The sequence below is a fragment of the Streptomyces sp. NPDC029674 genome (genome assembly GCF_044903205.1).
Classification (GTDB): domain Bacteria; phylum Actinomycetota; class Actinomycetes; order Streptomycetales; family Streptomycetaceae; genus Streptomyces.
The window spans coordinates 332,727-345,626 of sequence record NZ_JBJDPY010000008.1 but is presented as its reverse complement, the minus strand read 5'-3'; the positions used below and the strand labels follow the sequence as shown (position 1 = coordinate 345,626).

General features: G+C 71.8%; 12 protein-coding genes and 2 tRNA genes. 7 read left to right on the top strand and 7 right to left on the bottom strand.

The annotated features are described in order from the left end of the window. The first annotated feature begins 183 nt into the window (after positions 1–183). The gene (locus tag ACI2L3_RS21590; RefSeq protein WP_404753975.1) at positions 184–483 is read left to right on the top strand and encodes a YciI family protein; all 300 of its coding nucleotides are present in this window, start codon (positions 184–186) and stop codon (positions 481–483) included. Here the strand turns inward: ACI2L3_RS21590 and ACI2L3_RS21585 are convergent. Then, positions 480–1,592 (bottom strand): WD40/YVTN/BNR-like repeat-containing protein, encoded by a 1,113-nt coding sequence (locus tag ACI2L3_RS21585; RefSeq protein WP_404754048.1) that lies wholly within the window; start codon positions 1,590–1,592, stop codon positions 480–482. The two genes, ACI2L3_RS21590 and ACI2L3_RS21585, sit on opposite strands and share 4 nt — an antisense overlap. Positions 1,593–1,814: 222 nt before the next feature. On the opposite strand from ACI2L3_RS21585, the gene ACI2L3_RS21580 reads away from it, so the two are divergent. The 5 genes from ACI2L3_RS21580 (at position 1,815) to ACI2L3_RS21560 (ending at position 8,451) form a co-directional block, all read left to right on the top strand. Continuing rightward, positions 1,815–2,231 (top strand): SsgA family sporulation/cell division regulator, encoded by a 417-nt coding sequence (locus tag ACI2L3_RS21580; protein ID WP_404753974.1) that lies wholly within the window; start codon positions 1,815–1,817, stop codon positions 2,229–2,231. A 307-nt stretch (positions 2,232–2,538) separates the two neighbouring features. Continuing rightward, complete coding sequence (locus ACI2L3_RS21575) at positions 2,539–4,182, top strand: ABC-F family ATP-binding cassette domain-containing protein (RefSeq protein ID WP_404753973.1); 1,644 nt, start codon at positions 2,539–2,541, stop codon at positions 4,180–4,182. A gap of 10 nt (positions 4,183–4,192) precedes the next feature. Further along, positions 4,193–6,496: an ATP-binding cassette domain-containing protein gene (locus ACI2L3_RS21570; RefSeq protein ID WP_404753972.1), complete on the top strand. Its 2,304-nt coding sequence runs from the start codon at positions 4,193–4,195 to the stop codon at positions 6,494–6,496. Between the two features lie 37 nt (positions 6,497–6,533). Continuing rightward, entirely contained in the window at positions 6,534–7,310 is a 777-nt protein-coding gene (gene ddaH, locus ACI2L3_RS21565; protein ID WP_404753971.1) for a dimethylargininase, read from the top strand. A 169-nt stretch (positions 7,311–7,479) separates the two neighbouring features. Next, the gene (locus ACI2L3_RS21560; RefSeq protein WP_404753970.1) at positions 7,480–8,451 is read left to right on the top strand and encodes an acyl-ACP desaturase; all 972 of its coding nucleotides are present in this window, start codon (positions 7,480–7,482) and stop codon (positions 8,449–8,451) included. 26 nt (positions 8,452–8,477) lie between these two features. On the opposite strand, the gene ACI2L3_RS21555 is transcribed toward ACI2L3_RS21560, so the two are convergent. The 6 genes from ACI2L3_RS21555 to ACI2L3_RS21530 all read right to left on the bottom strand — a co-directional run bounded on the left by ACI2L3_RS21555 (position 8,478) and on the right by ACI2L3_RS21530 (position 12,341). Beyond that, a tRNA-Trp gene (locus tag ACI2L3_RS21555) sits at positions 8,478–8,553 on the bottom strand. A gap of 39 nt (positions 8,554–8,592) precedes the next feature. Beyond that, a complete protein-coding gene (locus ACI2L3_RS21550) occupies positions 8,593–9,756 on the bottom strand; it encodes a ribonuclease inhibitor (protein WP_404753969.1) in 1,164 nt (387 codons plus the stop codon). Further along, entirely contained in the window at positions 9,753–11,093 is a 1,341-nt protein-coding gene (locus ACI2L3_RS21545; RefSeq protein WP_404753968.1) for an SDR family NAD(P)-dependent oxidoreductase, read from the bottom strand. The genes ACI2L3_RS21550 and ACI2L3_RS21545 overlap by 4 nt, the downstream gene beginning before the upstream one ends. Before the next feature lie 29 nt (positions 11,094–11,122). After that, positions 11,123–11,194 (bottom strand) — tRNA-Glu (locus ACI2L3_RS21540). A gap of 75 nt (positions 11,195–11,269) precedes the next feature. Continuing rightward, positions 11,270–11,599: a branched-chain amino acid transporter permease gene (locus ACI2L3_RS21535; protein ID WP_404753967.1), complete on the bottom strand. Its 330-nt coding sequence runs from the start codon at positions 11,597–11,599 to the stop codon at positions 11,270–11,272. After that, positions 11,592–12,341, bottom strand: a complete 750-nt coding sequence (locus ACI2L3_RS21530; protein WP_404753966.1) for an AzlC family ABC transporter permease — start codon at positions 12,339–12,341, stop codon at positions 11,592–11,594. Before ACI2L3_RS21530 ends, ACI2L3_RS21535 begins: the two co-directional genes overlap by 8 nt. 62 nt (positions 12,342–12,403) lie before the next feature. Between ACI2L3_RS21530 and ACI2L3_RS21525 the strand changes: the two genes are divergently transcribed. Next, positions 12,404–12,862, top strand: a complete 459-nt coding sequence (locus ACI2L3_RS21525) for an Lrp/AsnC family transcriptional regulator (protein WP_404753965.1) — start codon at positions 12,404–12,406, stop codon at positions 12,860–12,862. Positions 12,863–12,900: the final 38 nt, after the last annotated feature.

Below are 12,900 nucleotides of genomic sequence, written 5' to 3'. Positions count from 1 at the left end.
CCCGCGTGGCGATGCTTCGATCATGGACTGGGAACTGCGTCACGCTGAGGCCCGCCGGGGACGGGCGATGGCTCGAGCACTTCTACCCGGCGCCGCGGGGCCGGGGAAGAGGCCTCGGCTCGGCCGTCCTCGGCCATCTCCTGGAGCTGACCGACGCCGGTGGCGCCCGGTAGCCTCGTGATCATGTTCATTCTCGAATTGACCTACACCGCGCCGGTCTCCGCCGTCGACGAGCAGCTGGCCGCCCACGTCGACTGGCTCGACCAGCAGTACGAGGCCGGTGTCTTCATCGCCTCCGGCCGCAAGAACCCGCGCGACGGCGGCGTGATCATCGCCGTCGCGGAGAGCCGCGCACGCATCGAGGAGCTCGTGGCGACGGACCCGTTCACGACGGCCGGGGTCTGCGAGTACCGGATCACGGAGTTCTTCGCCACGAAGACGGCCCCGGCACTCGCCCCGTACCGCGAGCAGCTGCCCGCCTAGCGTGCCGCTTCGCTCCGCTCCAGGCGGGCGATGCGCCCCTTCTCCCCCGCGGCCCAGCAGCCCCGGTCCCGGGCGCAGTCCACGGTGTCGTACGAGCCCGTGTCGACCGTGCGCCAGCTCCGGCCGCCGTCCGTGGTGACGTCGGTGCCCGTCGGGCCGACGGCGAGGGCCGTGGAGCGGCTGTGCGGGAACCACGTCACGCCCGAGCGGTAGGCGGGCGGCGGGCGCCCCGCCGGGTCCCAGCGGCGGCCGCCGTCGCGGGTGACCGCGGCCGCCTTCGGCGAGGCCTGGCCCGCGCGGTAGTCGCCGCCGACCGCGATGCCGTGCGTACGGTCGCGGAAGGCGAGGCCGAAGACGCCGCGGGCCGGGTCGCCCGCGGGGAGGGGCGCGTCGGTGGCCTTCCAGGTCAGCCCGCGGTCGGCGGAGTGCAGGACCCGCGCGCGCGGCGCCCCGCCGGTGGCCAGCCACACATCGCGCGGCCCCGAGCTCACCAGGCACTGGCCGCTCGCCGCGAAGCCGGCCTCGCCCTCCTGCGCGGCGGGCATCCCGGCGTTCGGCAGGACCTTCCAGGAGCGGCCTCCGTCGGCGGTGGAGAGGATGCGGAACCTGCCGTCGACGGGGTCGCTCATCGCCAGTCCGTGGCGGCGGTCGAAGAAGGTCATGCAGTCGTAGAAGGCTCTGGCGTCGGTGTTGCGGAAGGACTCCGTCCAGGTGGCTCCGCCGTCCTCGGTGCGCAGCACCCGGGAGGCCTCGCCCTCGCCGATGGCGAGGACCACCGCGCGGCGGCCGTCGAAGGCCTCGATGTCGCGGAACTCCAGAGCGGCGGCGCCGGGCGGGGAGACTTCGAGCCAGGTCCTGCCGCCGTCGGCCGTACGCAGCACGGTCCCCTTGGTGCCGGCCGCCCAGGCCGTGTTCCGGCTGACGGCGGCGAGGCCGCGGAAGCGGGCGTCGGTGCCGCTGTCCTTGAGCTGCCAGCGCGGATACCGGTCCGGACGCTGGGTCCGTTCGTCCGCACCGGCCGCTCCGGGCGCCGCGAGGAGGGTCCCGGCGAGCACCGCCCCGCACACTCCCGCGAGCACCGTCCGCCTCATCGACTTCGACTTCCCCATGCCTCTCATGGCGGGCGAAGCTAGCCGACGCGCCGGGGCTCGTCCAGATGGCCGGAAGGCCTCCCCCATGAGGTGGTGGCCGGGAACCGCGGGCGCCGCCACGGTGTCGCGGTGACAGAGGTCACTCGGTCTCACCCACCCTCCGTGTGCACGGATCCCGTCTTTCCGTCGTCTAGTCACATGCCGACCCCAGTCGTCCAGCAGTCAGTGAGGGAGCAGGCGTTGTCCACCGTCATCGAGCAAGCCGTAGAGGCCCGCCTGGTCGCCGCCGCGCCGCGGATGCCGACCATTCCCGCCACGCTCCACTACGACCGGCGGGATCCCTTCGCCGTGCGGATGAGCTTCCCCGCGCCCGCGACCCTCGAGGGCATCGAGGTGTACTGGACGTTCGCCCGCGAACTGCTGACCCAGGGCGTCGAGCGCGCGGTCGGCGACGGTGACGTGCGCGTGCGGCCGTACGGCTTCGACCGCACCGTCCTGGAGTTCCACGCCCCCGAGGGCACCGCGATCGTCCACATCCGCACCGGGGAGCTCCGCCGCTTCCTGCACCGCACGACGGCGCTGGTGCCGGTCGGCCAGGAGCACCGCCACGTCGACCTGGACCAGGATCTGGCCGAGCTGATGCGGGACGCCCTCTGAGGCGGCCCGCCGGGGGCGGGCCCCGCCCGGCCGCCCGATAAAACGTTGACACCCTCCACCGAGCTTCTCTACGGTGTACAACGGTTCTGTTGCCTTCGATAGGAGTAGGACGTTGCTCGTCTGAGGTCATGAGACACCGCGTCACGCAGCTTCACGCTGCCGTGCGCGCCGTGTGCGACCTCGGCATCACGAGCCGTCCCCGCCCCCCCGGCACAGGCCTTCTTCATTTCTCCGGCCTCCCCGCGCCGCGGTGTCTCGAACGCGTTGCCCCTGACCGCGCTCCACACCACGCAACCGCGAGGCCCGTATGTCTACCTCCCCCACTTCCATCACCTGTACGTCGCTCTCCTTCGCCTGGGCCGACGGAACCGACGTCTTCGACGACCTCCAGGTGGCCTTCGGGCCCGGCAGGACCGGACTCATCGGCGTCAACGGGTCGGGGAAATCAACCCTGTTGAAGCTCATCGCCGGTGAGCTGACGCCCACCGAGGGCACCGTGCGCGTCGCCGGCGACGTGGGGTACCTGCCGCAGAACGTCACCCTCGACACCCGGCTGCGCGTCGACGAGGTGCTCGGCATCGCCGCGACCCGCGCCGCGCTGCACGCCATCGAGGCCGGTGACGTGCGCGAGGAGCACTTCACCGCGGTCGGCGACGACTGGGACGTCGAGGAGCGCGCCGTCGCCACCCTCGACCAGCTCGGACTCGGCCACATCGGCCTGGACCGCACCACGGGCGAGGTGTCGGGCGGCGAGTCGGTGCTGCTACGCCTGGCCGCGCTGCTGCTGCGCCGCCCCGACGTCCTGCTGCTCGACGAACCCACCAACAACCTCGACCTGTACGCCCGTCGGCGCCTGTACGCGGCCGTCGAGGCGTGGTCCGGCGTCCTGGTCGTGGTCAGCCACGACCGTGAACTCCTGGACCTCGTCGACCAGATCGCCGATCTGCGGGACGGGGAGGTCAGCTGGTACGGGGGCAACTTCAGCTCGTACGAGGAGGCCCTCGCCGTGGAGCAGGAGGCGGCGGAGCGCATGGTGCGCGTCGCCGAGACCGATCTGCGCAAGCAGAAGCGCGAACTGGCCGACGCCCAGGTCAAATTGGCCCGCCGCAAGCGGTACGGGCAGAAGATGTGGGACCAGAAGCGCGAGCCGAAGATCATCATGGGGGCGCGCAAGCGGGCCGCCCAGGAGTCGGCGGGCAAGCACCGCATCATGCACGAGGAGAAGCTCGCCGAGGCCAAGGAGCGTCTTGACGACGCCGTCGAGGCGGTGCGGGACGACGACGAGATCCGCGTCGACCTGCCGCACACCCTGGTGCATCCGGGACGCACCGTGCTCACCCTGAGCGGCCTCGAACTGCGCTACGGGGCGCGCGTGGAGGGCGAGTTCGAGCTGCGCGGGCCCGAGCGGATCGCGCTCATCGGCCGCAACGGCGCCGGCAAGACCACGTTCCTGCGCACCATCGCCGGGGAGCTGGACCCGGTCTCCGGAGAGGCGAGGACCCACGTCCCGGCGCGCTTCCTGCCGCAGCGCCTCGACGTTCTCGACGACGAGCTCACCGTCGCGGAGAACGTGGCGGCGTACGCCCCCGACGCCACCAACAACCGCGTCCGGGCCCGCCTCGCCCGGTTCCTGTTCAAGGGGGCCAAGGCCGATCAGCGGGCGGCGACCCTGTCGGGCGGCGAGCGGTTCCGCGCGGCGCTCGCGGCGCTGCTGCTCGCGGAGCCCGCACCGCAGCTGCTCATGCTCGACGAACCGACCAACAACCTCGACATGGCGAGCGTGAAACAGCTCTCGACGGCCCTGGAGTCGTACGAGGGCGCGCTCATCGTCGCCAGCCACGACCTGCCCTTCCTGGAGTCCATCGGCATCACGCGGTGGCTGCTCCTGGACGGCGAGCTCAAGGAGATCACCCAGGAAAAGAAGACAGAAGCTGTCGGGTATTCCTCGTAGCTTCTGGTGCATGCACCAGGAAACGCATCAATACATCACCATCGACGGAGCCCGTGAGAACAACCTCAGGGAAGTGGACCTGCGCATCCCGAAGGGCCGGCTCACGGTCTTCACCGGGGTGTCCGGGTCCGGGAAGTCGTCGGTCGTCTTCGACACGATCGCGGTGGAGTCGCAGCGCCAGCTGAACGAGACCTTCACCTGGTTCGTCCGCAACCGGCTGCCGAAGTACGAGCGGCCGCACGCGGACGCCATCGAGGAGCTCTCCCCCGCGATCGTCGTCGACCAGAAGCCGATCGGCGGCCACTCCCGCTCCACCGTGGGCACGATGACGGACATCTACTCCGTGATCCGGGTGCTGTTCTCCCGGCACGGCACACCGAGCGCGGGCCCGGCGACGGCGTACTCGTTCAACGACCCGTCGGGCATGTGCCCGGAGTGCGACGGGCTCGGCCGCACGGTGCGCCCCGACTACGACCGCATCCTCGACCCCGCCAGGTCCCTGGCGGACGGCGCGATCCTCTTCCCGCCGTTCACCGCCGGGACCTGGCAGGGCCAGACGTACACCAACACCACCGAGCTCGACCCGCACAAGCCGGTCGGCCGGTTCACCGACGCGGAGCGGCAGTTCCTGCTGCGCGGCGGCCCCGGCAAGAAGAAGGTCAGCGTCGACAACACGGGGGGTGCGCGGGACATCGACTACGAAGGGCTCGCCGACCGCTTCGAGCGGCTCTACCTCAACCGCGACCTGTCGACGCTCTCGCAGCGCACCCGCGACATGGTGCAGGGCTTCCTCAGTGAAGGCGCCTGCCCGTCCTGCCGCGGGGCGCGGCTCAACCCGGCCGCGCTCGCCTCCCGCATCAACGGCCTGGGCATCGCCGACTGCACCCGCATGGAAGTCACCGATCTCATCGGGGAGTTGGAGCGCGTCGACGACGCGGTGGCGGGCCCGATCGCCCGCGCCGCCGTGGCCGCCCTGGAGCGGATCGAGGCGATCGGCCTCGGCTATCTCAGCCTGGACCGGGAGACGTCCACGCTCTCCGGCGGCGAGGGGCAGCGCCTGAAGATGGTGCGCCACCTCGGCTCCAGCCTCACCGGCATGACGTACATCTTCGACGAGCCGAGCGTCGGACTGCACCCGCGCGACGTGGGACGCCTCAACGACCTCCTCCTCCGGCTGCGCGACAAGGGCAACACCGTGCTGGTCGTCGAGCACGACCCGGACGTGATCGCGGTCGCCGACCACGTCGTCGACATGGGCCCGGCGGCCGGCGCGGCCGGCGGCCTGGTGGTCTTCGAGGGCACGCCGGACGAGCTGCGCAGGGCCGACAGCCTCACCGGCCGCTGTCTGCGGCGCGCCACCGGCATCAAGGAGCGCCCCCGCGAGCCGATCGGCGGACACTGGGTCAAGGGTGCCGACCTGCACAATCTCAGGAACGTGAGCGTGCGGGTGCCGGCCGGGGTGCTCACGGCGGTGACCGGTGTCGCCGGCTCCGGCAAGAGCACGCTGGTGTCGAAGGCGTTCGTCGGGGCGCATCCGGACGCGGTCGTCGTGGACCAGTCGTCCATCGGCATCTCGGGCCGCTCGACCCCGGCGACGTACCTCGGGATCATGGACACGGTGCGCAGGCTGTTCGCGCGCGGGACCGGCGCGAAGGCGAGCCTGTTCAGCTTCAACTCCCGTGGCGCCTGCGAGCGTTGCCAGGGGCGCGGGATCATCTACAGCGACCTGGCGTTCATGGACCCGGTGACCACGACGTGCGAGGCGTGCGAGGGGCGGCGCTTCAAGGACGAGGTCCTGCGGCTGACCGTGGACGGCCGCTCCGTCGTGGACGTACTGGAGATGACGGCCGATCAAGCGCTGGACTTCTTCGAGCGCTTCGACGACGCGTCGGTACGCCGCCGGCTGCGGGCGCTGCGGGACGTGGGCCTCACCTACCTCACGCTCGGCCAGCCGCTGAGCACGCTCTCCGGCGGTGAGCGCCAACGCATCAAGCTGGCCATGCAGTTGCACCGCACGGGCACGACGTATGTCCTGGACGAGCCGACCACCGGGCTGCACATGGCGGACGTCGACGGGCTGCTCGCGCTGCTCGACCGGCTGGTCGACGCGGGGAACACCGTCCTCGTCGTCGAGCACAACCTCGATGTCGTCAAGCACGCGGACTGGGTGATCGACCTCGGCCCCGACGGCGGCAAGCACGGCGGGCGGATCGTGTTCGAGGGGACGCCCGCGGAGCTCCTGCGCGCCGAGGGATCGTTCACGGCGGAGCACCTGCGACGCGCTCTGGGCGAGGGCGGTCCCCGCGCTGCATGATGTGCGGCACTGTCCCGCCACGTGAGGAGAGCAAGCCGTGCCCAGCAAGAAGGCCCTGATCCGCCGTCCGGGACCGCGCCTCGCCGAGGGCCTGGCCACCCACCTGGAGCGCGCACCGGTCGACACGCGGCTCGCGGCGCGGCAGTGGGAGGCGTACGCGGCGGTGCTGGCCGGGCACGGCTGGGAGACCTTCGAGGTGGAGCCGGCCGACGACTGCCCGGACGCGGTCTTCGTCGAGGACGCGGTGGTGGTCTTCCGGAACGTGGCCCTCATAGCGCGCTCGGGCGCCGATTCCCGGCGGGGCGAGACCCCGGGTGTCGAGGAGGCGGTGGGCAGGCTCGGCTGCTCGGTCAACTGGGTGTGGGAGCCCGGGACGCTCGACGGCGGCGACGTCCTGAAGATCGGCGACACGATGTACGTGGGCCGGGGCGGGCGGACGAACGCGGAGGGCGTGCGGCAGCTGCGGGCCGTCTTCGAACCGCTCGGGGCGCGGGTCGTCGCCGTCCCCGTGACCACGGTCCTGCATCTGAAGTCCGCGGTGACGGCGCTGCCCGACGGGACGGTCATCGGGTACGAGCCGCTGGTCGACTCCGCCGCGCTCTTCCCCCGCTTCCTTCCCGTACCGGAGGAGGCGGGCGCGCACGTGGTCCTCCTCGGCGGCTCGAAGCTGCTCATGTCGGCGAGTGCGCCGAAGAGCGCGGAGCTTTTCGCGGATCTCGGATTTGATCCGGTTCTCGTGGATATCCGGGAGTTCGAGAAGCTCGAAGGCTGTGTGACGTGCCTCTCAGTTCGATTGCGCGAGCTGTACGCCTGACCAGTAATGAGGCCTTTGTTGCGGCGGGGACGGGTGGCGTCCTGGCTCACAGCCTCTTTACGGCGGGTTTAACCTACGGCAACGTAACCTACGAGACCGTAGGTAGTGCACCGCTCGCACTGCTTGCCCGCACCGCTTGTCAGTACTCCCGTCCCTCTCTGGAGCCCCCGTGACGATCACCTCTCCCCACCTCGGCAGCACGGACAGCTGGACCGATGCCCGTCTGCTCTACGCGCTGGAGGAAGTGGTCGAGCAGGAACTCAACCGCCATCTGAAGGTGGCCAAGGACTGGATGCCCCACGAGTACGTCCCGTTCTCCGACGCCCGCAACTTCCCCGGTTTCTTCGAGGACGGCGAGGCGTGGGAGAAGGGCCAGTCCCCGGTCACCGACATCGGGCGCATCGCCCTGGTGGTGAACCTGCTCACCGAGGACAACCTCCCCAGCTACCACCACGAGATCGCCTCCCTCTTCGGCCGCGACGGCGCCTGGGGCACCTGGGTGCACCGCTGGACGGCGGAGGAGGGCCGGCACGGCATCGTGATGCGCGACTACCTCCTCGCCTCGCGCGCCGTCGACCCGGACCAGCTGGAGCAGTTCCGGATGGTGCACATGAGCGAGGGCTTCGAGTCGGACAACCGGCACTCGATGCTGCACTCGGTCGCGTACGTCGCCTTCCAGGAGCTGGCGACCCGCATCTCGCACCGGAACACCGGACACCAGTCGGGCGACCCGGTCTGCGACCGCATGCTGGCCCGCATCGCCACCGACGAGAACCTCCACATGGTCTTCTACCGGAACCTCCTGAAGGCCGCCTTCGAGCTCGCCCCCGACCTGACCATGCAGGCCGTGCGGGACGTCGTGGTCAACTTCCGGATGCCCGGCCACGGCATGCCCGGCTTCGAGCGCGCCGCCGCGCAGATGGCCATCGGCGAGGTCTACAACCTGCGCATCCACCACGACGACGTGCTGCAGCCCGTGCTCCGCTTCCTGAAGGTCCTGGAGATCGACGGCCTCGGCGCCGAGGGGCTGAAGGCGCAGGAGGAGCTCGGCCTCTACATGAACGGGCTGGACGCCGAGGCGTCCAAGTTCGACGAGAGGCTGGCGGCGCGCAAGGCGCGGCTGGCGGCGCGGGGAGCCTGACCCCGCCCCGCACAGGGCCTGAAGGGGGCGGGGCGGCCGGATTCGAACCGGCGTGTTCCGGTTTTGGAGACCGGCGCGACTGCCACTGCGCTACGACCCCGCCCTTGCGGGAGATCGTACGCCCCGCTCCCCTCGCCCCGGTCAGCGGTGGACGCTGCGCACCGCCGCGACGTCCGGCGCGACCGCGGGCGCCGGGATGTCCGCGCTCAACGCCGCGAGACGGCGCTTGACGCTCGCCGCGATGCCCCGGCCGAGCACGAACCGCGTGGGTGTGGGCGCGTGCTCGGCGGTGTCGAGGAGCCGGTGGGCCTCTCGGCTGCGCATTCCGGTGTGAGTGAGCACCAGGTGGGTCAGCCGGTGCTCAGTGCCCGCGAGCACGTCCGCGACGGCTCCGGCCGCCTCGTCGTCGAGGTGGTTGTCGGCCGCGCCGAGTGCTCCCGCGGCACGCACCCGGCCCAGGTCGAGCAGCTCCACGCCCGCGGCGACCGACGCGGCGACGAGCCGGGACGCGGCGCGCGGCCCGATGCCGTTGCTGGCGACGGCCAGCCGGTCGAGCCCGCCGTGCGGCGCGCGCTCCAGGGCGGCGGCGAGCAGCAGCGCACCCTCGTCGCCCAACCGCGCCGCCGATACGTAGAGTTCGCGCACCGCGCCCCGGGCGATCAGCTCCGCCAGCGGTACGGCGCCCTCCCGCCCCAGTGGGTTACCGCCCAGGAAGATCCGCTCGACGCGTCGCCCGGTGGCGGCGGCCGCGATGAGGGCCTCGGCGAGGGCGGTGAGCCCGTCCGCGTCGAGGCCGGTCTGGACGAGATCGAGGGTGCGCAACGCCCTTACGGACTCGATGAGTTCGGCCGCCGCGCGGCCACCCGACGGACCCAGCGGATTGCGCTTGAGCCAGACGCCCGTCACGACCTGCGGCGAGGCGCGCAGCTGGTCCGCGATGCGGCAGGCGCCGCCTGCCGTGATGCCGTTGCAGCCGAGGTAGAGCGTCTTGATGCCGCTCTCACCCGTACCGGCCGCCACGGCGTTCGCTCCCGTGTCGCCGAGACCGTCCGTGCCGAGCAGCAAGTGGCGTACGGGAGCAGGGTTTTGGGCCCCCCGCAGCGCGTCGGCGACGAGGGCCGCACCCTGCGCGCCGATCGCCTGCTTGCACAGGTCGAGCCGGCCGTCGGGCAGCGCGGTGCCCGCCGTGAAGTCGAGGCGTTCGTCCGCCGGACGCCCCGCCCTCAACCAGGCGAGCAGGGGCGCCAGTTCGGCCACCGGCCGGGGCACCACGCGCGGCACTCCGGCGGACGGGTCCTCGCTCACCACTGCACCTCCTGGTAGTCCTTGAGGAAGACGCCCGAGACGGGCGCGCCCGCCTCCCCCCGCACGATCGGGTCGTAGATCCGGGCCGCGCCGTCCACGACGTCGAGCGGCGTGCGGAAGCCCGCGCCCGCGATGCGGTCCTTCTTCGGCGCGGGGTTCTCGTCCGTGATCCAGCCGGTGTCGACGGCGCACATGTGCACGCCCTGCTCGGCGAGTTCGGCGGCGCTGGTGCGGGTGAGCATGTTCAGGGCGGCCTTCGCCATGTTCGTGTGCGGGTGCCCGCCCATCTTGTTGCGCACGGCGAAGCGGCCCTCGACCGCCGTCACGTTCACGATGTACGTGCGGGGGCGCGGCGACGCGAGCAGCAGGGGCAGCAGCCGGTCGCAGAGGAGGGCCGGGGCGAGCGCGTTGACCAGCTGGGTCTCCAGGACCTCGGCGGGGTCGAGGCCGCCGAGCCGTGCGGACCAGGAGTTCTCCGGCGCCGGGTCGGGGAGCAGTCCGGCCTCGTCGGCGTCGCGCAGGACGAGCGCGAGGGCGCCCTGTCCGGCGGCGCCCGTCACCGCCTGCGCCGGCCGGAATCCCGGCGCGCTCCGGGCGAGCGCGGGCAGCTCGCTGCGCTCCCCCGCCGCGAGAGCCGCGTACGACTCGGGTGGCCGCCGGACCGTCTGCGCCGCGTTGTTGACGAGGATGTCGAGGGGGTCGCCCGCCTGCCGCAACTCCTCGCACAGGCCGAGCACTTGGCGTGGGTCGCGCAGGTCGACGGCGAGCACGGTGAGGCGCTCGAGCCAGGCCTCGCTGCCCGGCGCCGCACGGAAGCGGCGCACGGTGTCGTGCGGGAAGCGGCTGGTGACGACGAGGTCGGCGCCGTCCCGCAGCATCATCAGGGCCAGCTGGAAGCCGATCTTCACCCGGCCGCCCGTGAGCAGGACCCGCCGCCCGCGCAGATCCGTGGTGAGCGCGCGCCGGGCGCGGTTGTCGGCCGCGCAGTCCGGGCAGAGCCGGTGGTAGAAGGAGTCGACCTGTCGATACGACGCCTTGCAGACGTAGCAGGGGCGCGGACGCCGGAAGACGCCACCCGTTCCCGCCGTCGCCAGGGGCGCGTCCTCGCGGCGGTCGCCCGCGCCGGTCGCGGTGGCGGCCATGGCGGCGGCGTCGGCGGCGGACAGTTCGGCGCCGCGCGCCTTGCGCCTGCGCAGCCGTCCGTCGCGGGCGAAGGACGCGGCGACCTGCTCGGCACGGAGCCGCACCGGGTCGTCGACGGGCAGCTCCCGCAGCCTGCCGACCACGTCGTGGAAGACCGCGAGGTCCGCCTCGCTGATCCCGCCGCTCTCACCCATGTGTTCCCGCCCCGCGTGTTCCGTGCTCGTGGTCCCGGCCGGATTCGAACCGGCGTATCCGCCTTGAGAGGGCGGCGAGTCTGCCTCTGCTCTACAGGACCCCCGGCGCACGCCCTGATCGTAATCAAGGGCGCGCGCCTGTGTCGCATGGGTTTTCCCGGGCGGCGCTCACCGAATCAGGAAGCGAAGACGGTACTGGCCAGGACCACGTGGACCGCGGTGCCGCCGAGGATGCTCAACAGGGCGTTGCGGCGCCAGAGATGGAGGCCGACGGTGACGGCGACGGCCGCCGTCGGGGCCAGGGCGGAGGCGCCCGCGCGGGGGAGGTCGCGAAGGCAGTAGAGGACGAGGATCACCATGACGCCCGCGGGCATGCGGGCGGCGAGGTACTGGACGGTGCCGCTCTCGCGCAGCGGGACGAGGGCGGCGAAGGGCAGGGCGCGCAGGGCCCAGGTGACGGCGGCGGTGACGAGGACCGCGGCGATGGCGTACCGGGCGTCAGGCATGGCTCGGCGCCCTCCGGGTGACCAGGTGGCGGGCCAGGAGCCCCGCGGTGAACAGGGCGAAGGCGGCCAGGAGCAGCTCGCCGGGGAAGACGAGGCGGGCGAACAGGGCGCTGAGCACGGCGAGTACGGGCGTGGGCAGATCACCGCGCAGGTCGCGTACGGTGTCGACGGCGAGCACGGTGAACAGCGCGGTCAGCGCGAAGTCCAGGCCCCTGACGCTGTCGGGGATGAGTGAGCCGAGCAGCGCGCCGGCGACCGAGCCGGCCACCCAGTACAGGTGCAGGAGGAGCTGCAGTCCGAGGATGCGCCGGCCCGGCCAGGAGCGGGCCTGCTCCCCCGAGGTCAGGGCGAACGCCTCGTCGCTGAGCGCGAAGGTCCCGTACGCCTTGCCGGCCCGCCCTTCGATGCGGTGCAGCGGGTAGGACAGCGCGTAGAACACGTGCCGGACGTTCACCATGAAGGCGGCCACGGCGATCGAGGCCAGCGGGGCGACGGCGGTGACCATGCCGATGAGCAGGAATTCGAACGAGCCCGCGTAGACGAGCGCGGCGGACAGGCCCGCCCACCACCAGTCGAGCCCGGAATGGGTGACGAGAGCCCCGAAGGCGAGACCGAGCGGCAGGAACGCGAGCCCTACGGAGGCGGTGTCCCCGAACGCGGTCCGCAGCCCCGAGCGTGGTCGGGAAGCCGGGGCGGGGGTGGAAACGGGAGGGGCGTCGGCGACGGGTGGTGCTATTCGCATGCCGACATGTTATGAAGATCCACGCCTAATTTGATTGCCGATAGTGGCTCTATGATGGGCCCGTGAGCAATGAAATTCGCCTTGACGCCCTCGACCACGACATTTTGTTTCACCTGCGCCAGGACGGCCGTCTCACCAACGTCGAGCTGGCCAAACGCGTGGGCCTGACCGCGCCTCCCTGTCTGCGCCGGGTCAAGCGTCTGGAGGAGGCGGGCGTCATCGCCGGCTACCACGCCGTCATCGACACCGCGGCGCTCGGCCGCGGCCTCGAAGTCCTCATCGACGTCGAGGTCAGCGCCAACGACCGCGACACGTACCTCGAGTTCGAGGAGGTCGTGGCCGCCTACGAGGAGGTCATAGAGGTCCGGCGGATGTTCGGCCGCCCCGACTATTTCATCCGCGTCGCGGTCGCCGACCACGCCGCCTACGAGGCCTTCCTCACCGGCAAGCTCACCGGCCTCCCCTGTGTCCTGCGCGTCGACTCGCACCTGACGATGAAGACGGTCAAGCCGGGGCCCTGACCCGGGGCACACGATTTACGAACGCTCCTCGCGGTGCA